Origin of the sequence: Lacibacter sp., from assembly GCF_035299325.1 — a bacterium.
In the GTDB taxonomy this organism is placed as follows: Bacteria; Bacteroidota; Bacteroidia; order Chitinophagales; family Chitinophagaceae; genus Lacibacter.
Genome location: NZ_DATGWT010000001.1, coordinates 1 through 22714, shown reverse-complemented (window position 1 = coordinate 22714; position 22714 = coordinate 1). Strand labels below are relative to the sequence as shown.

The 22714-nt window shown below is 40.9% G+C and carries 25 protein-coding genes; 4 read left to right on the top strand and 21 right to left on the bottom strand.

What is annotated here, in order from left to right; all coding sequences use genetic code 11:
• Positions 1–45: 45 nt before the first annotated feature.
• The 4 genes from VK159_RS00125 to VK159_RS00110 all read right to left on the bottom strand — a co-directional run bounded on the left by VK159_RS00125 (position 46) and on the right by VK159_RS00110 (position 3639).
• Positions 46–531, bottom strand: coding sequence for a hypothetical protein (locus VK159_RS00125; RefSeq protein WP_324228124.1), 486 nt, complete (start codon positions 529–531; stop codon positions 46–48).
• 231 nt (positions 532–762) lie between these two features.
• Positions 763–1809 (bottom strand): zinc-dependent peptidase, encoded by a 1047-nt coding sequence (locus VK159_RS00120; protein ID WP_324228123.1) that lies wholly within the window; start codon positions 1807–1809, stop codon positions 763–765.
• Positions 1810–1811: 2 nt separating this feature from the next.
• Positions 1812–3008: a DUF2130 domain-containing protein gene (locus VK159_RS00115; RefSeq protein WP_324228122.1), complete on the bottom strand. Its 1197-nt coding sequence runs from the start codon at positions 3006–3008 to the stop codon at positions 1812–1814.
• A 28-nt stretch (positions 3009–3036) separates the two neighbouring features.
• Positions 3037–3639 (bottom strand): DUF6498-containing protein, encoded by a 603-nt coding sequence (locus VK159_RS00110; protein ID WP_324228121.1) that lies wholly within the window; start codon positions 3637–3639, stop codon positions 3037–3039.
• Positions 3640–3793: 154 nt separating this feature from the next.
• Here VK159_RS00110 and VK159_RS00105 point away from each other — a divergent pair, with 154 nt between their 5' ends.
• Both VK159_RS00105 and VK159_RS00100 read left to right on the top strand, forming a co-directional pair.
• Entirely contained in the window at positions 3794–5014 is a 1221-nt protein-coding gene (locus VK159_RS00105; RefSeq protein ID WP_324228120.1) for a PAS domain-containing sensor histidine kinase, read from the top strand.
• Between the two features lie 42 nt (positions 5015–5056).
• Positions 5057–6112, top strand: coding sequence for a response regulator (locus VK159_RS00100; RefSeq protein ID WP_182804699.1), 1056 nt, complete (start codon positions 5057–5059; stop codon positions 6110–6112).
• Positions 6113–6188: 76 nt separating this feature from the next.
• Here the strand turns inward: VK159_RS00100 and VK159_RS00095 are convergent, their stop codons facing one another.
• The 16 genes from VK159_RS00095 to trxA form a co-directional block, all read right to left on the bottom strand.
• Positions 6189–6584, bottom strand: coding sequence for a hypothetical protein (locus VK159_RS00095; protein WP_324228119.1), 396 nt, complete (start codon positions 6582–6584; stop codon positions 6189–6191).
• Positions 6585–6698: 114 nt separating this feature from the next.
• A complete protein-coding gene (locus VK159_RS00090) occupies positions 6699–7406 on the bottom strand; it encodes a sulfite exporter TauE/SafE family protein (protein ID WP_324228118.1) in 708 nt (235 codons plus the stop codon).
• Complete coding sequence (locus tag VK159_RS00085) at positions 7403–7846, bottom strand: FixH family protein (RefSeq protein WP_324228117.1); 444 nt, start codon at positions 7844–7846, stop codon at positions 7403–7405. Before VK159_RS00085 ends, VK159_RS00090 begins: the two co-directional genes overlap by 4 nt.
• A gap of 10 nt (positions 7847–7856) precedes the next feature.
• On the bottom strand, positions 7857–9275 hold the full coding sequence (gene ccoG, locus VK159_RS00080) for a cytochrome c oxidase accessory protein CcoG (RefSeq protein WP_324228116.1): 1419 nt from the start codon (positions 9273–9275) through the stop codon (positions 7857–7859).
• 11 nt (positions 9276–9286) lie between these two features.
• Positions 9287–10462 carry a cbb3-type cytochrome c oxidase N-terminal domain-containing protein gene (locus VK159_RS00075; protein WP_324228115.1) on the bottom strand — a complete coding sequence of 392 codons (1176 nt, stop codon included), beginning with the start codon at positions 10460–10462 and terminating at the stop codon, positions 9287–9289.
• Positions 10463–10480: 18 nt separating this feature from the next.
• On the bottom strand, positions 10481–10639 hold the full coding sequence (locus VK159_RS00070) for a CcoQ/FixQ family Cbb3-type cytochrome c oxidase assembly chaperone (protein ID WP_324228114.1): 159 nt from the start codon (positions 10637–10639) through the stop codon (positions 10481–10483).
• Positions 10640–10662: 23 nt separating this feature from the next.
• A complete protein-coding gene (gene ccoN / locus VK159_RS00065; protein WP_324228113.1) occupies positions 10663–12795 on the bottom strand; it encodes a cytochrome-c oxidase, cbb3-type subunit I in 2133 nt (710 codons plus the stop codon).
• Positions 12796–12808: 13 nt separating this feature from the next.
• Entirely contained in the window at positions 12809–13003 is a 195-nt protein-coding gene (gene ccoS, locus VK159_RS00060; protein WP_324228112.1) for a cbb3-type cytochrome oxidase assembly protein CcoS, read from the bottom strand.
• A 112-nt stretch (positions 13004–13115) separates the two neighbouring features.
• Positions 13116–15503 carry a heavy metal translocating P-type ATPase gene (locus tag VK159_RS00055; RefSeq protein WP_324228111.1) on the bottom strand — a complete coding sequence of 796 codons (2388 nt, stop codon included), beginning with the start codon at positions 15501–15503 and terminating at the stop codon, positions 13116–13118.
• A 142-nt stretch (positions 15504–15645) separates the two neighbouring features.
• Positions 15646–16092: an Hsp20/alpha crystallin family protein gene (locus tag VK159_RS00050; RefSeq protein ID WP_324228110.1), complete on the bottom strand. Its 447-nt coding sequence runs from the start codon at positions 16090–16092 to the stop codon at positions 15646–15648.
• Between the two features lie 319 nt (positions 16093–16411).
• Positions 16412–16702: a hypothetical protein gene (locus VK159_RS00045; protein ID WP_324228109.1), complete on the bottom strand. Its 291-nt coding sequence runs from the start codon at positions 16700–16702 to the stop codon at positions 16412–16414.
• Positions 16695–17060 carry a phage holin family protein gene (locus tag VK159_RS00040; RefSeq protein ID WP_324228108.1) on the bottom strand — a complete coding sequence of 122 codons (366 nt, stop codon included), beginning with the start codon at positions 17058–17060 and terminating at the stop codon, positions 16695–16697. The genes VK159_RS00045 and VK159_RS00040 overlap by 8 nt, the downstream gene beginning before the upstream one ends.
• A gap of 17 nt (positions 17061–17077) precedes the next feature.
• A complete protein-coding gene (locus tag VK159_RS00035; protein WP_324228107.1) occupies positions 17078–17302 on the bottom strand; it encodes a YtxH domain-containing protein in 225 nt (74 codons plus the stop codon).
• Between the two features lie 102 nt (positions 17303–17404).
• Positions 17405–17857 (bottom strand): pyridoxamine 5'-phosphate oxidase family protein, encoded by a 453-nt coding sequence (locus VK159_RS00030; protein ID WP_324228106.1) that lies wholly within the window; start codon positions 17855–17857, stop codon positions 17405–17407.
• A gap of 90 nt (positions 17858–17947) precedes the next feature.
• Positions 17948–19606, bottom strand: coding sequence for a Na/Pi symporter (locus VK159_RS00025; protein ID WP_324228105.1), 1659 nt, complete (start codon positions 19604–19606; stop codon positions 17948–17950).
• An 80-nt stretch (positions 19607–19686) separates the two neighbouring features.
• Entirely contained in the window at positions 19687–19986 is a 300-nt protein-coding gene (gene trxA, locus VK159_RS00020; RefSeq protein ID WP_324228104.1) for a thioredoxin, read from the bottom strand.
• A gap of 131 nt (positions 19987–20117) precedes the next feature.
• Here trxA and VK159_RS00015 point away from each other — a divergent pair, with 131 nt between their 5' ends.
• Positions 20118–20567, top strand: a complete 450-nt coding sequence (locus tag VK159_RS00015; RefSeq protein WP_324228103.1) for a pyridoxamine 5'-phosphate oxidase family protein — start codon at positions 20118–20120, stop codon at positions 20565–20567.
• Between the two features lie 17 nt (positions 20568–20584).
• The gene (locus tag VK159_RS00010; protein ID WP_324228102.1) at positions 20585–21766 is read left to right on the top strand and encodes a phospholipase D-like domain-containing protein; all 1182 of its coding nucleotides are present in this window, start codon (positions 20585–20587) and stop codon (positions 21764–21766) included.
• Here the strand turns inward: VK159_RS00010 and VK159_RS00005 are convergent.
• Positions 21763–22714 (bottom strand): metal-dependent hydrolase (locus VK159_RS00005; RefSeq protein WP_324228101.1); only part of this gene is annotated, 952 nt, incomplete at its 5' end. The genes VK159_RS00010 and VK159_RS00005 overlap by 4 nt on opposite strands.

Here is a 22714-nt window from a genome sequence, read left to right as displayed (position 1 = left end):
AAGCCGAAGTAATTACTTCGGCTTTTTTATGTTATTCTATTGATTTTATTTGAATTTATAACCAACAGAAAACCCACCATAGAAAGGCCAGAACACTCCTTCTTTAAACGCAATGATTGGATTAATTGAAACTCTGAAAGTAACTCCACTTCCAATTGGTTGATAACGGTATCCAAGTGTGAGATGACCAAAAGTGTTTGATAGGTTATTGTCAGGGTCTGCGGCTTCGCCATCAACAGTAGCCTTTACGTAAGTAACACCTGCTCCTAATTCCAGATAATTTTTTGTGCCATCTTTTCCAATAAGATAGTTAAGGCCAGCGGGCACAAATAAAAGACCGGTTCCATCAATCGAAAAACCGCCAATACCAATACGGCCCCCAATTCCTTTTTCACTTTTAGTAAAGCGTGAATCAAAGTTAAGACCTGCTAAGCTGGGTCCACCTAACTCAGCATAAAGTTGCGGAGCCTGTGCAATAGCTGATGATGAGACTAAAACAATAAACAATGTAGCAAATGCTAGTTTTTTCATTTTTGTAATGGTTTAATTGATGACAAGATAAAAAGATTATTGATAATTAAAAATCACATGTTGATGTCTGAAACTCATTTTACAGACAGGGATCTGTAAACGTGAAGAGAGGGAACAAAGCAGGCGCTGTTCGAAATTCATTGATAAGGTTTATGTCGTTAAATAAAGTTGCAAAGATGCAGTAACAATGACGAACAGTATTTGAAAATTATGTTAAAGCAAAAATAAAGCTCACATAGCGGCAGTATCCTGGTTAAGCACAATCCGTAAACTTTCATACAAATCCGGGTATTGTGTTTTTAATTCAACTGGTTTTTCAAAGAAAAGCTCAACAGATGTTGCCCAGAATTCGTTCTTATTCCGCAATGCATTTTCATCAAACATTCGCTTGTTATTAGTTTTTTCTGCATTCAATACGTCATCATCAATACGATCGTAATGTTCAAAATCTTCTTTGAATGTATTGCTGCGTTTTGGATTACGGAATAAGTACTGCACCTGTAAAGCATGCGCCATTTCATGCAGACCGACATTTTTCCCGTCGGTGGGGTTCTGGTAATCCTGTAAGAAATGTTTCCATGAAAGCGAAATTGAATGTCCCTGTACATTACCAACCAGTATGCGAAAGGGATCGTATGCGAAATATTCTTCAGGGTGAATAATAATGTTTGAGAAATGCGGAAGCAGGAAATCTTTTAACCCAAAGGTGATCTGCACTGCTGATGCTGAAATAAGGATCGGCATTTCTTTGTATCCTTTTGGTGAGCAGATATAAAAATCTTTGCTGTGAATAAATTCCTGTACACGCTCAACAAAAACCGGCTGTTTATCAGCATTCAGTTTTTGATAGTATGGATTATATTTTTTGCATACAATATGTACTTCATCATCACTGAATTTTAATTCCTCTCCTTTGTAAATAAGATAGCGTACGGCAGGCTCCGGTTCATTTCCTTCATCGGTTTCAAACGAAGCTGCATTGGCCGGATCGTTTTGTTCTTTGATCAGCTGACGGATTAAACGATAAATATTAAATGCAATAATGCCAAACACAACGATCATCACAATTGAAAACCCTGATTCTCCTGAATTGTCTTCTTCTGTACCAACTTTGGGTGCATTAACATATTGTAAGGCGTTATAAATCGAATCAACATAGTATTGCTGTTCATAACTACCTTTTAAGGAGTCGGGCAATTGATTGTATTCTTCCAGCGAATAAACGGTGAAAGCTGAATCTTTATAGTGTAATATGATTGGTACGGAATCCTGCGGCATAATTATTCGTCAGTTAATAGATCAGGTGAATCTTCAAGCAATGCAATGTTTACGTCGGTACCGGCAATGCCTTCTACTGATCCACGGATATGTGCGGCATTCAATAATACTTTCTCCAGTTGCTTTTCACGTTGTTTCCATAATTTTTCCATTGCATCACGTTCTTTTTGAATAGAAATTTTCATACTCATAAAACCTTCACGAATAGCTTTCCATTGCTCGGCAAATTCATTTCCTGTGAGGTAATCATACAGCATGTGCATTTTTTCGCCTTTGTTTTCCTGTCCGGTTGTGGCTTGAGCAATACGTACAATACTATCTCTCAATACATGTGTCAACGCTTTTACTTCAGCAAAGCTGCACACCCACACACCGTCTTTTTCACCAAAACGGTCTAACCCTTTCGGCATGGCCTGTGTAACAATGACAGCAATATCGGCCGCTTGGCTGCGCATGTCAGCTTTTAATTTTTCGATCCATTGCTCCGAAAAATCTTTAGTTCGTTTACTTTCAAAAATGATCTTACCACATTCCTGCCCGAATTTATTGCGTACCAACAACATACAATCGGCACCCTTTACACCTTTGCCCACTTCTTCAATAGAATCGTAAGGAAATGATTGACGTAGCAAATCTTCCAGCTCCAGCTCCTGCGCCTCTCCTTGCAATTGCATAGAGCCTTGTTCCGATTTTCGCTTCATTTCGTCCACGAGTCGTTTCTGTGCTTCTAATTTTTCTTCCAGTTCTCTGTTTTTAAGTTGATATTCTGTTTCACGCAGCGAAATTTTTTCTGCTTCTTCTTTGCGTATAATATCAGCCAGCTTGTTACGTTCTTCCAGCAACATTTTTTGCAATTGCAGATCAAGTTCCTGTTCTTTGGAAAGCAAGGCCTGTTCTTTTTTCAGGAATTCAATTTCTTTTTCACGGGCTTGTTTTAGTTTTTCCTGGTTGTCTTTATTATTCTCTTCCAGTAAACGCAGTTTATTCTCAAAATCAGCCACTATGTTTTTGCGTAACGATTCTTCGGTTTCTTTTTGTGTTCTTCTTTTCTCTTCCAGCAACTGTGCATCAAATTTTTGCTGTTGCTGTTTCTGCCATTCGCTCATTTTTGCACGCAGTTCTTTCTGCACTTCTTCACGGATGCTGTCGGTTGGTTCAAATTCGTGACCACAATTGGGGCATTTTATTTCGGTTGACATACTTTCTCTTCTTTTTTGCAAGTTTACGTTATCGGCTCAATGATTTTATCAGTGAAAAGTCTTTTTGTGTGGTGAGCAGGTACATTCCTGCATCAGCAATGGTTTTCAACACAAGAAATAAAACACTGGCAGTGATACCAAGAAACGATGGAACCAATATCATCAGATGCATTGGAACAATGCGCAGGTAAGGAGTAAAAAACATCTTGCCCACGTTTGCCTTCTCAGTTTGCAAGCTGTTTCTTTTGCGGATCAACTGCATAGTGCTTTCAGTAACAAAAATACCGGCGGTGATCAACATGAGTTTGCCATTTACTCCACTGCTTTTATCAACCAGGAGAAAAATTGCATACACAAAATGAAAAAAGCCATAATGAAGCAGAAAAAACCAGGCGGCACAACCCATGCTGCCTTTGGTAACCGGTTGGCTGTTCAGTGACAAGCTTGTGCTGTCGGGATTGTTCACTGACAGAAGTTCAAAGAAATTGAAAAGCCCTATCAGCACGCTTTGCAGCCAATAGATCCAGATAATGGTATTAAACTCTCCGGGCTGCTGCTGGTAGTAATAGATAAGATACCCATTCATTAGTAAAAGGAACCAAAAGCCCGGATCTTTGATAATACGTTGCAACAAGTTGATGATTTTCTCCTAAATTACTCATCTCCTGTTAGAAAGAAAACAGGAATATCCCTTATTTTGCACAGGCATAAATCGTAACTTTACAACTACAGCAACAAATACTTACAGATTGGCCATAAGAGGCATACATATTTTCTTATAACTCATGCAGCCTAACGCAGATTCTAAACTATTTCAAACGCTTTTTGATCACGCCAGTATTGGGATCATTGTTGTCAATTCTTCTGCAGAGATTGTTACTGTTAATAAATTTGCGCTGCATCAGTTTGGTTATGCCCATGAAGATGATGTAACAGGGAAAAAGATTGAATTATTCATACCGACCCGCTTTCATCACCGTCATGAAAAGCACAGGGATGGTTATATGCACGATCCTAAAAGCAGGCCAATGGGCATTGGGCTGGATCTGTTTGCTATTAAAAAAGATGGTTCAGAGTTTCCGGTGGAGATCAGCCTTGGCAACTACCATGTAGATGAAAATAAATTTGTGGTTGCGTTTGTGAATGATATTACACTAAGGAAACAGGCAGAGCAAGCCTTGGTGAAGCTAAATGAAGAGCTGGAGAAAAAAGTAGAAGACCGCACCGTTACTTTAAGAGATACAGTAGAAAAACTGAATGAGCAGATACAGGAAACAGAGGAGAAGGACAGGGAGTTAATGGCGGCACTCAGCAAAGAGAAAGAGTTGGGTGAATTGAAATCGAGGTTTGTATCGGTAGCATCACATGAATTCCGCACACCGCTTAGTACGGTATTATCATCGGTTTACCTTCTGCAGAAATATACCACTACAGATGAGCAGCCGAAAAGAGAAAAACATATTCAACGTATTATTTCATCGGTAAACCTGCTTACCGACATCCTGAACGATTTCCTGAATGTTGGAAAGATAGAAGAGGGAAAAATACAGGCACGTTTCAGTTTATTTGATATTGAGAAGAACACAACTGAAACCATAGCTGAAATGCAGAACGTTTGTAAGAAAGGCCAGCAGATCGCTTACAAACATGCAGGTGATACTCAAGTAGAACTTGATCCCGGTATGTTTAAACATATCAGTTTGAATTTATTATCGAATGCCATCAAGTTCTCTCCGGAAAATTCAGTAATTGAACTGAATACAAGTGTGTCTGAAAAGGAAATTGAGTTCAGGATAAAAGACAGCGGTATCGGCATTTCAAAAGAAGACCAGGAGCATTTGTTTGAACGGTTTTTCAGGGCAGCCAATGCTATTAATATACAAGGAACCGGTTTAGGTTTGCATATTGTGTCGAAATACGCTGAGTTAATGAACGGGCATATTTCCTGCAAAAGCGACACCGATAACGGAACCGAATTTACCGTTACCTTTCAAAAACAACACTAACTTCATACCACATCAAGTTTAACCTTTAATAAAAGTGATCAGATGAAAAAAATTCTGCTAATAGAAGATAATGATGATATACGGGAGAATACCGCCGAGATACTGGAGCTGGCCAACTACAAAGTTGTAACTGCTGCCAACGGTAAACTGGGTATTGAAACAGCATTAGCTGAACAACCCGACCTGATCGTTTGCGACATTATGATGCCTGTTTTGGATGGGTATGGTGTGTTACACACTTTGCACAAGAACGAAACGGTAAAAAATATTCCTTTTATTTTCCTAACGGCCAAGACAGAACGTAGCGATCTGCGCCGGGGTATGGAACTTGGTGCAGATGATTATATTACCAAACCATTCAGCGGAACAGAATTGCTCAATGCAATTGAAGGAAGGTTGAAAAAAGCTGATTTGCTGAAAGAAGAATATACTTCAGGTCTTGATGGCGTAAATAAACTGCTGGCAGCAACCGGGTCAAAGGATGCGCTTGAATCACTTACAGCCGACAGGGACATCAATAAATACAAAAAGAAGCAGACTGTTTACAATGAAGGCAATCGGGCTGCACGTTTGTTTTACATTGTAAAAGGGAAAGTAAAAACGTTTAAGACAAATGATGATGGAAAGGAGCTGGTAGTAGGGTTGTATAATGAAGGCGATTTTTTAGGTTATGTAGCACTGCTGGAAGGTGGTTCTTATAAGGAAACCGCTGAAGCAATGGAAGACAGCGAACTGGCTATTATTCCAAAAGCAGATTTTGATGAACTGATGCACAGCAACAGCCAGGTGTCGGAAAAATTTATTCAATTGCTGGCAAGGAATGTGGCTGAAAAAGAAGATCATTTATTAGGACTTGCATATAATTCATTACGCAAAAAAGTAGCCGATGCATTGATCAGTCTGCAGAAAAAATATCAAACCGGCGAAGGGCATTTCTCTATTAATATCAGCCGTGAGAACCTGGCAAGTATTGCTGGTACAGCAACAGAATCACTCATTCGCACATTAGGCGATTTCCGTTCAGAAAAATTAATCGAGATCAAAGAAGGAAATATTGTGATCCTTAACGAGAAGAAATTAGAAAACCTGATCAATTAAGATTCAGGCTTGGTATAAAAAGAAACAGCATCTGTTTGCATAATGCAGCAGATGCTGTTTTGTTTTTTGTTGCCTGCTATAAACTTTCAGTAAGGTAAAGATTGAAATCTGATTTCAGTTTATTGAACTGACGTTCGACTATTTCCATATCCTTATGCATTTTCTTTAATCTCTTCTGTAATTCTTTGATGGTGTTTGCATCTTCAGGCATCTCTTTTGAGAGCATGTTATCCAGCTCATGAATATCCTGGCGCAGCATATTCACAGTGTCATCTTCGGCAATGAACTTGCTCTGGAAATATTCTGCACGTTCCAGGAACTGTTCATCCGTATCATGTTGAAGCACCTGCGAAAGACGGGTCTTTAAATGATTATTTTCCTGCTGTATAAATTGCAGGTACCGTTTCCACGTATCACTCTCGTGCCGGAACTGGGTAAATTTTTTATTATGCGTCATAACGATTGTGATCATTGTATTTCAAAGTGAACAATAGAGTTACACTGTTTAGCAAAGCTAATTTTTGCCGCTGCCCTTGTAAATAACTGCTATCAATAGCCCTGCTGATACTAATCATACGGTTTGGCATTAGTGACAAGGTATTGCGGCAGCCGGTTCGCCAGCCATTACCGGGCTTATGAACGGGATCCCAAGGTTCATTCCACGCAGTATTAACAATACGGCCATCACGGTCATTAAATAAGGAACAACTTTTTTAATACGTCCACGTATCGTGAAAGAAAAACTGCTCCCTGCTATGCTTAACAATAACATTAACGGAATAGTACCGGCACCAAAGGCACTCATGAACAATACACTCTGCTGCACTTCACGAAAATTTAATGCTGCTGCAAGTGCCACATACACCATGCCGCAGGGCAGCAATCCATTGACCATGCCGAGCAACAGGTATGCTTCCTTACGATCGGTACGCAGCGTTTTGATCATGAGTTGTTGTACAGCTCCATGCAACTTCAACGTCCATTTTGGTTGCCAGGCTTTTTTCAACAAATAGTAATTAATGATGAACACAAGAATAACAGCACCACTGATGATGGATAACCATTGCTGGAAGCCTGCCATATACAAACCACGTCCCGCAATGCCAAACAGCAAACCGAACAATGCATAGGTAATAATGCGGCCTGCATTATACATGAGTGCTGCAATACGTTGCTGCCATAAAGGTAAATGCTGTACAGGCAGTGCTAATGCCAGCGGTCCGCACATGCCAATGCAGTGCAGGCTGCTGAATGCACCCAGGATCAAACCACCTGTAATTGCTTCTGTTATCATTTTAATTCGATGTGTTGTTCATTGTAATAACTCAACTCGTCTGCTTTCCATGTAACTTTTAATAAATAGTTTGCAGGCAACATGTTTTTACTGTTGATCACCTGCTTACCATTTTCATCAACCGCCAGTTCAAGTCTGCGATCTTTCTTGTCATCAGAAGAGCAATAGAGCCAGATGTTGCCACTGATTGCCTTCCCCCTCATCTCTGTTGGCAGTTGAATAATAAGTTCATTATTCGCCTGTGTTACCACTACACTGCCGCTCAACTTATTTGCACGGTTTGTGCCGTCGATCACCTGCTGATAAGCCAGCTCATCTTTATAATATTCTTTGGTCACCAACTGGAAATCAGTTTTCATGCTTTTGTAAACCATTACAAACATGAACACAACAAATGCAGAGAATGCCAGCGTTATCTTATGTCCCCAATTCAGTGTCATTGTCATTATTTTAGTTGTTTGAATAAAGTGGCCCGAGGAAACTTGTTTTTACAATATCAATTCGTTTATCTCCCTGGTAGAGTCCAATTTTTAGAACCGTTTTCCGTTGCTGAATACGTGTTTTCGGAATAGTGATAAAAAAAGATCCTGAACCTTGTCCTTCTTTTTGCACATTGATATTCTTACCTACCACTTGCACATTGCCATCACCATCTTCTAGTTTCACGGTAAGCGGAATATCATTCATGGTTTTATTCACCACTTTAATGTTGTACAGGTTCGAAACACTGTCTTTCCCTTTTTCCTGGTACAATAAACCCGGCGTACGCATTACAGTTGCTTTCACATCTTTTTGTGACAACAGTAATGTTGTGAGCAAAATGAGCAATACAGCCAGCAAGCCTGTGTACATTTTCATACGACGTGTGTAATGCAGCTTTTCATGATTGGCTATGCCGTTCTCACTTGCATAGCGTATCAACCCTTTTTTAAAACCTACACTTTCCATCATATGATCGCAGGCGTCAATACAGGCCGTGCAACCCACACATTCCATTTGTGTACCGTTGCGAATGTCAATACCTGTAGGGCAAACCTTAACACATTGAAAACAATCGATACAATCACCTGCTGTACGTTCTTCCTTTTTATCGAACTTTTTCCGTTCTTCCCCACGCTTATAATCATACGCCACCACCATTGAGTTTTTATCAAGCAATACACCTTGTAATCGTCCGTAAGGGCAAACAACCGTGCAAGCCTGTTCACGAAAAAATGCATACACTGCATAAAACACAAATGAAAAAACCATGAGTGCTGCAATGGTGCCAACATTAGCAGCAGGATGTTTCATCATGGCCCATAATTCCTGCACACCTATGATGTAAGCCAGGAATAAATTTGCAATAATGAACGCCAGCAAATAGAATACAACATGTTTACTTGTTTTGCGAACGATCTTTTCGGTTGTCCACGGACCGGCAGCCATTAACTTTTGTTTGGCAGCACTGCCTTCAATTGCATATTCCAGTTTACGGAAGAGCATTTCCATAAAGATGGTTTGCGGACAGATCCAGCCACAGAACAAACGACCGAAAGCAGAAGTAAACAATACAATGAACACAATGAATGTGATCATGATAATTCCGAAGATGAAAAAATCCTGTGGCCAGAAGACTTTTCCAAACAGAATAAATTTCGCCTGCGGAATATTGAACAGGAACAATGGCCGTCCGTTCATTTGAATAAACGGAAGTGCTACAAACAGCAGGAAGAAAAAGAAACTTACATAAGTACGTATGTTATAGAATTTCCCCTTTGGTTTTTGCGCAAAGATCCATTTCCGTTTTCCCTGTGCATCTATTGTTGCAAGCGTGTCACGGAACGATTCTTTGTTTGATTGTGTCTGTATGTTACCGTCTGTATTCATTTATGTATTCCTCAGTTGCTGACTACGTCTTTTTTTGCAGTTGCTGAATCCTGTGCAGGAGCAGCGTTTTCTTTGTACAGATCGCCTTGTTTGTCTTTTGCGTTTGGTGGATTAGTGCCGTGTAATGATTTGATAAAACTTGCCAGTTGTGCAATTTGCACAGGCGAATAATCATCCTGCCAGCTCTTCATTCCTTTTTCAGGACGGCCGTATTTAATAGTTTTGAAAATATCTTTTATGCTGCCACCATTCAGCCAGTAATCATCAGTTAAGTTTGGTCCAACAATGCCTTCGCCGGCTTTACCATGACACGCAGCACACATTTGAATGAAATTATTTTTACCTGCATCAATAGCTGCTTTGTCGGTGATGAGTGTAACCGTGTTCTCATCAATATTATTCGCTGCTTTTGCGAGGTAAGCTGCTTTCTCTTCTTCAGCATGTTTCATGGCAATTTCAAATTCCTGTTTGCTGAGCGGAGCTGTTTCAGCAATATGATAACGCCAGATGTAAATTCCTGCAACAATAATGGTTAAATAAAAACCATAGATCCACCACGGTGGCATTCGGTTATCAAGCTCACGGATGCCATCATAATCATGACCTAGATCAATATCAGCTTCCTGTTCCATTGGTTTAAAGCTATTGAGCTTATCCCACCATACTTTAAAAGAAGAAGGTTTTGCAGCAGCTGTTTCTTCAACAACAGCAAGTGTCACTTTTTCTTTTGCAAGAAAACTTTTTACAAATAATCCCATCACAATAATTACCAGGAACTCTATTGCAATAACTGTGGAAAGTAACCAGAATGTGGTAGCTGATAAACCGCCAATAGAAGTTGGACCTTCAGGTGCAGCAGCTTCTGCAGTTTCCTGTGCTGATGCCATCATTGGTAAAAGAAATAACGCAATAGCTGTTATGGTTTGTGCAGCATTATTTTTTTTCCTTTGTTTATCGAAATGAAGACGGGCCGTTCCCAACACCACATTTGCCAATAATGCGATCACCAGTAGTAAAACAAAGATGATAGCCAGCATAGTAAGTGCAAGTGGGTTGTCCCAAATAGAGGGAGCAGGAGCACCGGATGTTGTTTGAGCAGTAACCACGCCGCCTGCTGTTAACAGCGGCAGCATAAGCAACAGCTTCCGTAAAAATGGTTTCAGATAATTTGATCTGTATGTGAACATGGCTTTAAGTTTATTTTATTAGTCTAATGGAATACGGCTGCGTTCATTCATTTCTTTTTTGCTGGCACGCAGCACATAAATGAACACGGCGCAGAAGAAAATGAAGAAGATGAGAAAGGAAGTCAAACCGTAAAAACTTACGTTGCTGATCTTTTCGAGGTAGTTGATAAATTTCATATTACTGTCTTTACGTGTTTGAATTAATCAGCTGATGCTGTTTCTGTTTTCTTCTCAGCTTTAATGTCTTTACCTAACCGTTGTAAATAAGCGATCAATGCAATGATCTCTTTGTTTGCAGGCGTTTCAATCTTATCCATTTTTAAACTGATGCGTATGCTGTTGGCCTGTGTCATGAGGTCTTTGTTCGCCTGCTGATCATAACCTTTTGAATAAGGCACACCCAGTGTTTGCATGGCTCTTATTTTGGCAGGTGTTGAAGCTGTATCAAGATTATCATCGAGCAACCAGCCATAACGTGGCATAATAGAACCGGGCGACATTAATGATGGCTCCATCATGTGATTGTAATGCCAGCTGTCAGGATATTTTCCACCAACACGGGCAAGATCCGGTCCTGTGCGTTTACTTCCCCACTGGAAAGGATGATCATACACAAATTCACCTGCTTTGGAGTATTCGCCATAACGGGCTACTTCATCACGGAACGGACGGATCATTTGTGAGTGACAGGTATAACAACCTTCACGTATATAAATATCACGACCTTGTAATTCTAATGCGGTGTAAGGTTTTACACTCGTAATAGTTGGAACGTTTGATTTGATGAGGAAGGTTGGTACAATTTCAAGTATACCACCAATAGCTACCACGATCAAACTGAAGACTAATAAAGTTGCCGGTCTTCTTTCGATCCAACGATGCCAATGTTCTTTTACATGCGATTCAGGTTTTGCCAATGGAGCAGCTTCTGCTTCCTCATTGGCAATGAATGTACCTTGCTTCGCTGTTTTATATAAATTGTACACCATCATGAACGCACCAATGAGATAGAGCGTTCCACCTACACTACGTGTAATGTACATGGGGATGATGTTGGTAACCGTTTCTAAAAACTGGAATTTCAACTGACCTGATTCAGTAAACGTCTTCCACATTTCTGCCTGCGCGAAACCTGCCCAGTATAAAGGCACTGCGTAAATAACAATACCAATTGTTCCTAACCAGAAGTGGTTGTTCGCCAGTTTCTTTGAATAAATATTGGTGCCCCACATTTTTGGTACAAGCCAGTAGAGCATACCAAAAGCCATAAACCCATTCCAGCCTAAACCACCAATGTGTACGTGTCCAACGATCCAGTCAGTAAAGTGCGCAATAGCGTTTACACTTTTTAAACTCAGCATTGGTCCTTCAAACGTAGCCATACCATAACAGGTAACAGCTACCACAAAGAACTTCAACACGGGTTCTTCTCGCACTTTATCCCATGCGCCACGCAGTGTAAACAAACCATTGAGCATACCGCCCCAACTTGGAGCAATCAACATCACGCTGAAAACAACGCCAAGTGATTGTGCCCAGTCTGGCAGGGCGGTATACAGCAAATGGTGAGGGCCTGCCCATATATAAATAAATATGAGCGCCCAGAAGTGGATGATGGATAAACGATATGAGTAAACAGGTCTGTTAGCAGCTTTTGGTAAGAAGTAATACATCAAACCAAGTATGGGAGTTGTTAAAAAGAAAGCAACGGCATTGTGGCCATACCACCATTGTACCAAGGCATCCTGCACACCTGCATACCAGCTGTAACTTTTGAACAATGAAACCGGAATTTCAAATGAGTTCACAATGTGCAGCATGGCAACAGTGATCCAGGTAGCGATGTAGAACCAGATGGCTACGTATAAATGACTTTCTCTTCTTTTGAAAATAGTGCCGAACATGTTTATACCAAACACAACCCAAACCAATGTGATCATAATATCAATCGGCCATTCAAGTTCTGCATATTCCTTACCGGTTGTAAAACCGAGGAATAATGTAATGGCGGCAGCAACAATGATCGATTGCCATCCCCAGAAATGGATCCAGCTTAATTTATCGCTGAACATTCTTGCTTTACACAAGCGTTGGAGCGAATAATAGATACCTGTAAACATACAGTTACCAACAAAGGCAAAGATGACAGCATTGGTATGAATGGGGCGAAGGCGGCCAAACGTAGTACCTGCATAATCAAGCGATGCTGCAGGATAATAGATCTGGATAGCTGCCCATAAACCAACAAGCATACCTACCAGTCCCCAAATGGCTGTTGCATTGGCAAAGTATTTTACGATCTTGTTGTCGTAGTAAAATTTTTCTAGTTGCATAATTTCAGTTTATCTATGGTTTTGAGTTGTTCGTTGTTTGCGTTGGCCTGGATTCAGTTTTTGCCGGTACGTTGTTGTCGAATAAAATGCGCATGGGGGGTGATGTTTCATCATCGTACTGACCCGTTTTAACGCTCCACAAAAAAGCACAGAGAAAAAGGGCGGCTACCGATATGCTGGCAATGAGTAATAAAATAATGACGCTCATATGTTCTTATTTCGGGTGTAAAACTATTTTTAGTGCAGGGGACAAGGACTGACTATGATCAGACAAATGGTTGACATTGATCAAATCGGCTATGATCGTAATCAGTTTTTTTCTAGTTCAGCCTCAGAAAGCGGGCATATAGTGAAGAAGCACCAAACGTGAGGAGGATAATACTGATGGAACTTGAAGGCATGAGGATAGCTGCAACAAGGGGGGATAAAATTCCCTGCAATGCAAACGTCAGCCCGATGATATTATAAACGATCGATAGTACAAAGCTGGCGAGCACCACCTGTTTGTTGGCTTTGGAAAACTTGAGGTAAGATGAAAGACGGTTCAAACGGTCGGCTTCAAGAATACCGTCACTGGCAGGAGTAAAGTTGTTGGTACTTTCGGTAACGGCAATACCTGCATCGCTTTGTTTCAATGCGCCGGCATCGTTCAGTCCATCGCCGATCATAATTACTTTCTGGCCTTTCTGTTGCAGTTCTTTGATGTAATTGAGCTTGTCGTGTGGATGTTGGTTGAAGAATAATTTCACATCCATGCCCAGCTCTTGCTGCAGGTTCAGGCGTTCGCTTTCATTATCGCCTGAGAGAATAGAGATACGGTATTGTTTCCTTAGTTCACTGATCTGTTGAAAGATAAAAGGCCTGTAATGATTACGGATGCTGAAATGGCCAAGCAATATTCCATCAACAGAAACATACACGGAACTTCCATTGAACACCGTTACTTCTTCGCCTGTTACAAATTCTGCTGAACCAAGTGTAATGATGCGGTGATTTACGATACCACTGATACCTCTGCCGGTTGTTTCGCTAAACTGTCTTACTTCATAGGTTTCGCTAGTACGTAATTCTTTTGCCAATAATTTACTCAACGGGTGTGTGCTTTGTGCAGCAACTGCTGCCACGCTTCCTGCAATTTCATCACTGAACGGTTCGCCGGTATAAGAAATTTCTTGTTCTTCTGTTGTGGTGAGTGTGCCTGTTTTATCAAACACCAAATGTGTTGCCTTTGCCATTTCTTCAATGGTTTGAGCATTGCGAAGGTAAAGTTTGTTTTTGCTGAGGATGCGTAACACATTTCCGTTGGTAAAACTGTTGCTGAGTAATAATGCACAAGGGCAGGCAACAATTAAAATAGTAGTCACCACATTCCATGCTTTGACCCCATCATAAAAACTCCAGTACAAAGCACCTGCGGCAGCCAATGCAAAAACGATCCAGGTGAAATAACGGCTGAGCCCATCAACAAAAGAGGTCTTCTCCGGTTTTGTTTTTTCTCCGTTGTTCCATAAACGGGTAAGATAACTCTGCGATACTTCTTTCATCACCAGCAATTCAATATTGCTGCCGGTTTGTTTACCACCTGCATATAACAATTCACCCATTTCTTTTAATACAGGCAACGATTCGCCGGTAACAAAACTGTAATCAATAAATGCTTTGCCTTTGGTGAGTAAACCATCAACGGGAATTAATTCTTCATTGTGGAGGAGAATGGTATCACCTGCTTTAATATCGGGCAAAGCTGTGGGGATTTCTTTTTTATCTTTTAAAACAGTAACAGCAATCGGGAAGTAAGAAGTATAATCACGTTCGAACGATAATTGCTGGTAGGTTTTTTCCTGCAGTACACGACCTACGAGCATAAAGAAAACAATACCGCTCATTGAATCGAAATAACCACCACCAGTGTTGCTCAACACTTCATATAAACTTCTGCCAAAGGTCATGATGATTGCTAAGGCAATAGGCGCATCAATGTTGAGGTATTTGTGTTTTAAACTTCCCCATGCACTTTGATAGAAGGGGAGAGAGCTGTAAAGAAAAACCGGGATCGCTAAAATGAGATTGAAATACCTGAACAGTGATTGCATGCTCTTCTCTGCTTCCTCCAATCCCAGGTATTCAGGAAAACTCATGAGCATGATGTTGGCAAAACAAAAACCGGCCACACCCAGTTGATAGATGAGGCTGCGTTGAATTCTTGGTTTCGCCTGTTGCAGGTTTTGCAGGCTGATGTAGGGCTCGTAACCAATGCTGGTGAGTAATTCTGCAACGCTGCGTAAAGATGTGCTGCGGTGATCAAACACAATGGCTACTTCTTTCCTGGTGAAATTTACACGGGAAGAAATAACAGAATCATTCAACCGGTGCAGATTTTCCAATAGCCATAAACAGGAACTGCAATGGATCTGCGGTAAATAAAAGGTTACATGCGTTTGCTCAGTATTGCGAAAGGAGATGAGCTGCTGCTCGATCTTCTCATCATCTAAAAAAGAGAATTTGTCTTTGCGAACAGTAATGCGTTGGCTGGTGCCGGGGTTTTGATTCAGTTCGTAGTAATCGCAGAGATCACTCTGGTTGAGCACCTGGTACACGGTTTTGCAACCCTGGCAACAAAAGTTTTTGTCGGCGAGTTGAATTGTTTCGTTGATGCATTCATCACCACAATGATAGCATTTCACCGTTGGCTTTACAGACGTGTTCATAACAGGCTGCAAATTAAAACGGGGCTGTTTGCTGCTTTCTGACCAATATCAGAAAATAAACTGATGATGCTCATCTGCAAAAAAAGCCCTGCCACAAATCTATTGCGACAGGGCCCGGGTTACAATCCCACCATCGGTGAGACTATTTCACAGCGATATGTTTGCCCGCTGCCAGCCTTTTTGCTTCCTCTCTTTTTGGAAGCATAAGTTTCAACACACCTTCTTCATACTTTGCTTCAATTTTTTCTTTGTTTACCTCTTCTGGTAAAGTAAAACTGCGACTGAAAGAAGAATAGCTATACTCTCTTCTTGTATATTGTAATTCCTTTTCTTCTTTGTTTGCTTCTTTTTCGCAGCTAATGGTTAGCATGTTACCTTCTACATCAATGTTGAAGTCTTCTTTTTTCATGCCTGGTACAGCTAAAGACACTTTGTAGTCTTCTTTATTTTCAACAATATTAACTGCAGGCATTGTCATTGTGCGGCCTGAAAACGCACCTCCATTATCAAACCATTCGTTCCAGGGTTTGAAGAATTCATCAAATACTGTTGGCAGCATGCCGGGTTTTGAAAGCGCTCTTGTTGACATATACACCTCCTTGTTTTATGATGAGTGAATAATTTTAACTTGTTTAAAGATAGTTTTCTGAGTAGCGGATTTCAAGAACCTGCGTCAAACGCAGCGCTGAGAGTTGTCAGTAAAAAAATAGTTGCATTTGTTTGTTTTAACATCAATGACAGCACTTATTAATTTACTGTTGATAGAAATGATCTGTTATAAAACATTCTGTGGAGTTAACAACCAACATAAAAAAATGATCCATGCAGGAAAACAGATCCTGATCATTTTCTACCAAATGCAGATCACCAACGAACTATTTGTTTTGAAGTAAACCACAATTTTTGTGCTACTTTTTTTTATGTGCCATCCATTCTGCCACTTTTTCTTCTGCTTTTTCCACGCCAATTTTTGTAAGTACTGCGGCCAGTTGAGATAATGTATTGGCTAAAGAAGAATCTCCATTCTGTTGTTCTTTGGTAAAGATGTGTGCAAACACCTGGCCTGCCACGTTTTTTGGTTTTATGCTGTCTTTCACATCAAGCCAATCGTAACGAATAGCTTTTTCTAATTCTGTTTTTCGTTGCTCCAGTTTTTTTTGCCGGGCTTTTAGTTGTTTTATGGATCTGATCTTATTCATCTTCATCGTCTTCATCATCAGAAAATAGTTGTTGCAGCAACGCATTCATGATAGGCAGTTGAAGAATACGGTCTCTCAACAGCCAAACGAGTATACCGAGCAGCAGGTAAATGCCTCCAACAATTAAAAATCCCAACCATAGTTCACCGGTGAGTCTTGAAAAAACAAATGCCAAAGCAGTACTGGCGAAAAACATAAAAGTGATAAAGAACATTGCTACTACAACAGACGCAATCACTGTTGCTGCAAGTTTTGAACTTTTTTCGGCAGTATTCAACTTCACCGCATCCATGCGGTTATTGATGTACTCTTTTACATGTTCGGCCAGGTCTTCTGCTTTGGCAAATGTATCTTCCATGCTCCGCTGTTTCGGGGTTATGCAAATTCTTCCATTCCTTCTTTCACAGCTTCAGTTTTGCCCTTGATGTTAACTTTCAGGGTACCCATTTTTTCTTTTACAGTGTCTGTGAGTTTTTTTCCACTGTCAGCAATTTTTTTGCGGGTGTTTTCACCTTTGTCAGGTGCAAACAAAATTCCCAATACGCCTCCGGCAACTAAACCTGCTCCGGCTGCAATAGCGATTTTAGCTAAAGTGTTCATGTGAAAAATTTATAGGTGAACAATATTGATCTAACGTTTCTAAGGTACTGTTTCCACAAAGCCATTACAATGATGTTCATCATGGTTGATAATGAGAGTGGGTTATTCTTTTTCGTAACGACCGGATTTTTCAGTCAGCAGAATGCGATAGATCACCGGCTTAACACTTCCATGTGTGCTGTGTAAACGTTCGGGTTGTAATTCAGGCGGGTGTGCAGTTGTGCTCACTTTTAGTTTGAGCATTTTGTCTACAAATAATTTCATGGCATCATAGCGTTCACGCTCACCAATTATTTCCTGGTAAACGCCTTGTGCTATTACGCTCTTCCAGTTTTTGTTGTTCTGCACTTCATCCACTTCAAAACAAACAGAAGGGTTGTTCCGCATGATGCGGATCTTCAACCCCTCAACCGAATGTGCGATTACAGACCTGCCATCATAGATATAATTCACCGGCACCACATAAATTTTTCCGTGGTGGCTGCAACCAATGCGGCCAAGATTGCACTGGTAAAGCAGGTCTTCAATGTCAGATGTACTTAATGAACCAAGCATGGCAAACGCATTAACGGCACATCAAATGTATTTCAACAGTTCAGGAAGAACGATGATGTTTGTCAGCACATATTTTGATGCTGCTCACTTTTACCGGATGAAGCCGGGTAACTCTTCAAAGGCTGCTGCTTCTTTTTCAGGAAGCAGCAGGTCTTTTACAGCAAGGATTAACGATTTGTAAGCAGTATATAATTCACGGTTGTAGTTGATAATGGTGGAAATCTCTGTTTCACTCAGGTGATCGATAGTGCCCTGTTTATACAAATGACTCAGTTCATCGGTATAACCTTTGATAATTTCATGATAGAGTTTTATTAATGCATCCGCATTTGCTGGTGCCGGCTCTTTTTCTGTAAACACATGGCCGATGGTTGAAATGAAATGAGCAGTGCGGTTGCGGCTTTCCTCATAATAGGCAAATTTTTTATCGTTCGATGAGTTTTTGAGAATGAGGGCATCATGCCAGGCGTCTTTCAGACTTTTGGCCGCATACATTCCGTTACGCACCGACGAGATGAGCAGTTGAAACCTGGCAGTTTCTTCATGTTGCATATGATTCGATTGCATTCTTACATAAAATGCAAGTATATCGCCGTGCAGGTGTTTAATGAACTCGTATTTTTCTTCCGGTGTTTTCTTATAAAATTCGTTGCCGTTCTTTTGTTCAGGCTTCAGTTCAAAAATATGTTTGCAGTAAGCAATGATGAGTTGCAGAAAATGATCCGTTTCTTTTTGCATGGCCTGCAATGCCAGCTCTGTTTCTGCAGGTTTTATTTTGTGAATGAACAGGGTTTCATCATTGTTTTTTGTAAACCTTGCTGCTAAAAATTTCCCGAACGGATTCAGGAATGGGTAGAAGAGGACAATGCTGATGATGTTCACAAGGGTTTGAAAAACTACCAGTGCCAGTACATGACTTTTTACGCCAAGTGTTTCGTTGATAAAAAACGAAAACGGGCCGAGAAAAAATACAAGCAGCAGGGAAATGATCGTGTTCATTAAAAAGTTGCCCAACGCCACCTGCTTTTTTGCAGGAATACCTTTTGCAGAAGCCAATAAGAGTTTAATGGTTGTGCCAACTTCTGCACCAAGTACAATCGCCATTGCCGGTTCCAGGCCAATGGCATTGGCGTGCAATGCAGCAAGTACCAACGCAATAGTGGCCGAGCTTGCCTGTATAAGGGCGGTGATCAAAATACCGATCAATAAAAACAGTAACACCGAGTATTCATTAAAGCGGCTGAGATCGGTTTGTTGCACCATGGCTTCAACAGCCGTCTTCATAAAATTTAATCCCACAAACAAAAAGCTGAAGCCAAAAAAGAATTTACTCAGTTGAAACCATTTGCTGTGTTTGTTCAGAAGGATCATAAAAATACCCGCAATACCTGTTACAGGTAACGCAAAACTTTCGATGTTAAATTCAAAACCAACTGTTGCAACAATCCAACTGGTAAATGTGGTGCCGATATTACTTCCTAACATCATGGCCAACCCGTTCTGCATTTGTATAATGCCGCTTCCTACAAATGCAAGCAGCATCAGGTTTACAATACTGCTGCTTTGCAGCAATGCAGTAACAACAGCACCTGCACCAATTGCTTTTAATTTATGCTGGGTGTGTTTTCGCAGAAATAATTTAAACGGCCGGCCCGCCAGTTGCTGCAATGCTTCTTCCAGCATATTCATCCCCAGCAGAAAGATGGCAACGCCTGCAAGTATCTTCCAGATATCAAATGATAATTCCATGAACGATCAAGGTAATAAATAATTAGTGCAAAAAAAGCCGGGCACAAGGCCCGGCACACACAACTTGGTTCGAAAGTCATTCAGCTCATCACCGTATTCAGGTGCTCCAGAATTTCATGGGCAGGAACCACACCGCTTTTCCTCCAGATTGGCTGGCCATCTTTAAAGATGATAAGCGTAGGAACTGCCTGCACACTGTAGCGATGAGTAAAACCCGGATTCTTATCGATATCCATTTTCAGAACCGTCACACGGTCGCCCGCAGCTTCTTTTACCTGCTGCAGCACCGGCGTCATTAATTTGCATGGTCCACACCATTCTGCAAAAAAATCAACAACCACCGGTTTACTTCCGTAAATATGTGACTCAAAGTTGTTCATGTAACCAAAGCTAGTTTTTTATATCAGCGATTGCTATGAGAACAGTCAACAATGCAATTGATGTTCATCAGTAAGCTCACCTTCAGGCAACAGTAACTTTAAATGATCATTTCATCTTTTAACGATTTGCCATGCTTGGACAACTCAACGAACAACAAATGAATAACCTGCTTGCCAGCCAGGTTGTAGGGCGGCTTGCCTGCACAGATTCAATGCAACCGTATCTTGTTCCTGTTACGTATGCATTTGATGGCAATTATATTTACGGACAAACAAATGAAGGGATGAAGTTGAGTTTGCTGCGCAGCAATCCCAATGTTTGTTTTGAAGTGGATGCCATGACGAACATGGCGAACTGGCAGAGCGTGATTGTGCGTGGAAAGTTTGAAGAGTTAACAGGCAATGATGCAGAAAATGCCCTTGTTATTCTAAAGAACCGAGTGTTCCCCATGATGACCAGTGCCACAATTGATGGCGAACAACATGAAGTGGAAACAGAGCTTGACGACAGCAACCGGTTGAAGCGTGTGATGTACCGTATCTCCATTGCTGAAAAAACAGGAAGGTTTGAAAAAAGATAAATAGTAATTTGCCATGCATGTCGCCAGGCAAACAATTTCCCGTTTCATCTGCATACAGCACGCACAACCAGGTACAACTGGTGAGAGGCGGGCGTGATTTCTTTTCGATCCTTTACCGTTTATTGGAAGAAGCAGAACACAGCGTTCATTTACAGATCTATATTTTTGAAGATGATGAAACCGGTACTGAAGTAGCGGCGGCCTTAATGAAGGCTGCACAAAGAGGCGTGAACGTATACCTGTTGCTCGATGGATATGCATCGCAACATTTGCCGGATGAGTTTATTGCGCAGTTAAAAGCAGGTGGTGTACAGTTCCGTTGGTTTGAACCGGTTTTCAGAAGCCGGTATTTTTATTTTGGCAGGAGAATGCATCATAAAATTGTAGTGGTGGATGCAGTGCATAGTCTGGTGGGCGGTGTAAATATTTCAAACCGATACAATGATATGCCCGATCAACCAGCCTGGCTCGATTGGGCATTATACAGTCATGGCGAGGTTAGTGCCGAGCTCTACAATCTTTGTGTGGAAGTATGGAACAAATCGGGCTGGGGTAAAAAGAAAAATCAACTTCTAAAATCAGAAGCATCATTTCACTTACATGGAGAAGAATGTTTGGTAAGAGTGCGGCGTAATGATTGGGTACGTCGTAAGAACCAGATCAGCCGCACTTATCTTGAAATGTTCAGAAAGGCAAACTCGTATATCAGCATCATGTCGAGTTATTTTTTGCCGGGCCGTGCATTTCGTCGCAATATGACGCAGGCTGCAAAGCGTGGAATAAAAATTAAAGTGATTGCAGCAGGCATCAGCGATATATCGATGGTGAAACATGCTGAGCGCTATCTCTACCGCTGGATGTTTAAAAATGGAATTGAACTGTACGAATATCAGCCGAATGTATTGCATGGTAAGCTAAGTACTTACGATGGTAAATTTGTAACCGTTGGTTCTTATAATGTAAATAACATCAGTGCCTATGCCAGTATAGAGTTGAATATTGATATTCAAAATAACCGTTTTGCTGAAGATGTGGAACTAACATTGGAAAAGATCATGCAAAAAGATTGCATCCGGATAACGGAAAAAGAATTTGAGCGCCACAACACATTCATCAAACGAATATGGCAACGGCTTTGCTACGAAATCATCAGGCTTATCTTTTTCCTCTTTACTTTTTATTTTAAACAACGGGATTAATCGCCCCTCATTCGCCTGAGCAGGATCTTTATTTCTTCTTTGTTCCAACCGGTGAATCGCCCACGCTGCACCACTAATTTATTTTCGTTGGGGTATTGCAGGAAATAATGAAACACGAATCGTTCTTTCGGATTATGCCAGCCCAAAATTTGTCCGAAACGAAGATCATTAAATACCAAGGTGTCGCCCCATCTTTCTAACGTGTAGAATTGTTGTGAAAAGCGCACGAGTTTTTGCAGATCTTCAAATTGATCAACCGGGTGTAACAAAGAGTCATTACGTGGAAAGAAATTAAAATCCATTCCCGGTTTTTTGTCAAAAATGGAACGATAGCCAATATAGTAGCCACTATCGTTACCAGCCACCACATACCAAAGCCAGTTGTTGAGTGGTGTTGGTGTGGTGAAGTAACGTTGATGCGGAATGTTCTGTGCCACCATTATTTGTTTTACTTCCCGATCAATACTGAATTTGTTGTAGCTGCAATAAGTGAGATACAGAAAGGGAATAAAAATGCCGATCCTCCACCATAATGTACGAAGCGGATGAAAACGATTCAGGATCAGCAGTGCAACAAATGCAATGCCCGGCCATATAGAAAAGAAAATATCAGCAACATACAATGTATTAAATGAAAACCGGTGATCGTTAAAGGGAACCAGCCAGCCAATACCGTAATTATTAAAGGCATCAAGAAAAAGATGCATCAATACTTCCACCAAAAAAAATAGCGTCCACTTTTTATACGAGATATCATGCGGACGGTGAACTCTTTCCGCAATCAGTGCCATAATGGGTACAATCAGTACTGCAAACAAAAGCGAATGTGTAAAACCACGATGTGCCAGCAGATCATCGGCAGTGCCCATCCAGAAGGAAGCAACAAAATCAATATCAGGAATACTTTGTGCCAAAGCACCCCAAAGCATTGCTTTTTTACCAAACCCT

Coding starts and splice junctions, on each gene's coding strand:
- VK159_RS00125 (WP_324228124.1), bottom strand. CDS start 531: ATGAAAAAACTAGCATTTGCTACATTGTTTATTGTTTTAGTCTCATCA.
- VK159_RS00120 (WP_324228123.1), bottom strand. CDS start 1,809: ATGCCGCAGGATTCCGTACCAATCATATTACACTATAAAGATTCAGCT.
- VK159_RS00115 (WP_324228122.1), bottom strand. CDS start 3,008: ATGTCAACCGAAATAAAATGCCCCAATTGTGGTCACGAATTTGAACCA.
- VK159_RS00105 (WP_324228120.1), top strand. CDS start 3,794: ATGCAGCCTAACGCAGATTCTAAACTATTTCAAACGCTTTTTGATCAC.
- VK159_RS00100 (WP_182804699.1), top strand. CDS start 5,057: ATGAAAAAAATTCTGCTAATAGAAGATAATGATGATATACGGGAGAAT.
- VK159_RS00095 (WP_324228119.1), bottom strand. CDS start 6,584: ATGATCACAATCGTTATGACGCATAATAAAAAATTTACCCAGTTCCGG.
- VK159_RS00090 (WP_324228118.1), bottom strand. CDS start 7,406: ATGATAACAGAAGCAATTACAGGTGGTTTGATCCTGGGTGCATTCAGC.
- VK159_RS00085 (WP_324228117.1), bottom strand. CDS start 7,846: ATGACACTGAATTGGGGACATAAGATAACGCTGGCATTCTCTGCATTT.
- ccoG (WP_324228116.1), bottom strand. CDS start 9,275: ATGAATACAGACGGTAACATACAGACACAATCAAACAAAGAATCGTTC.
- VK159_RS00075 (WP_324228115.1), bottom strand. CDS start 10,462: ATGTTCACATACAGATCAAATTATCTGAAACCATTTTTACGGAAGCTG.
- VK159_RS00070 (WP_324228114.1), bottom strand. CDS start 10,639: ATGAAATTTATCAACTACCTCGAAAAGATCAGCAACGTAAGTTTTTAC.
- ccoN (WP_324228113.1), bottom strand. CDS start 12,795: ATGCAACTAGAAAAATTTTACTACGACAACAAGATCGTAAAATACTTT.
- ccoS (WP_324228112.1), bottom strand. CDS start 13,003: ATGAGCGTCATTATTTTATTACTCATTGCCAGCATATCGGTAGCCGCC.
- VK159_RS00055 (WP_324228111.1), bottom strand. CDS start 15,503: ATGAACACGTCTGTAAAGCCAACGGTGAAATGCTATCATTGTGGTGAT.
- VK159_RS00050 (WP_324228110.1), bottom strand. CDS start 16,092: ATGTCAACAAGAGCGCTTTCAAAACCCGGCATGCTGCCAACAGTATTT.
- VK159_RS00045 (WP_324228109.1), bottom strand. CDS start 16,702: ATGAATAAGATCAGATCCATAAAACAACTAAAAGCCCGGCAAAAAAAA.
- VK159_RS00040 (WP_324228108.1), bottom strand. CDS start 17,060: ATGGAAGATACATTTGCCAAAGCAGAAGACCTGGCCGAACATGTAAAA.
- VK159_RS00035 (WP_324228107.1), bottom strand. CDS start 17,302: ATGAACACTTTAGCTAAAATCGCTATTGCAGCCGGAGCAGGTTTAGTT.
- VK159_RS00030 (WP_324228106.1), bottom strand. CDS start 17,857: ATGCTTGGTTCATTAAGTACATCTGACATTGAAGACCTGCTTTACCAG.
- VK159_RS00025 (WP_324228105.1), bottom strand. CDS start 19,606: ATGGAATTATCATTTGATATCTGGAAGATACTTGCAGGCGTTGCCATC.
- trxA (WP_324228104.1), bottom strand. CDS start 19,986: ATGAACAACTTTGAGTCACATATTTACGGAAGTAAACCGGTGGTTGTT.
- VK159_RS00015 (WP_324228103.1), top strand. CDS start 20,118: ATGCTTGGACAACTCAACGAACAACAAATGAATAACCTGCTTGCCAGC.
- VK159_RS00010 (WP_324228102.1), top strand. CDS start 20,585: ATGTCGCCAGGCAAACAATTTCCCGTTTCATCTGCATACAGCACGCAC.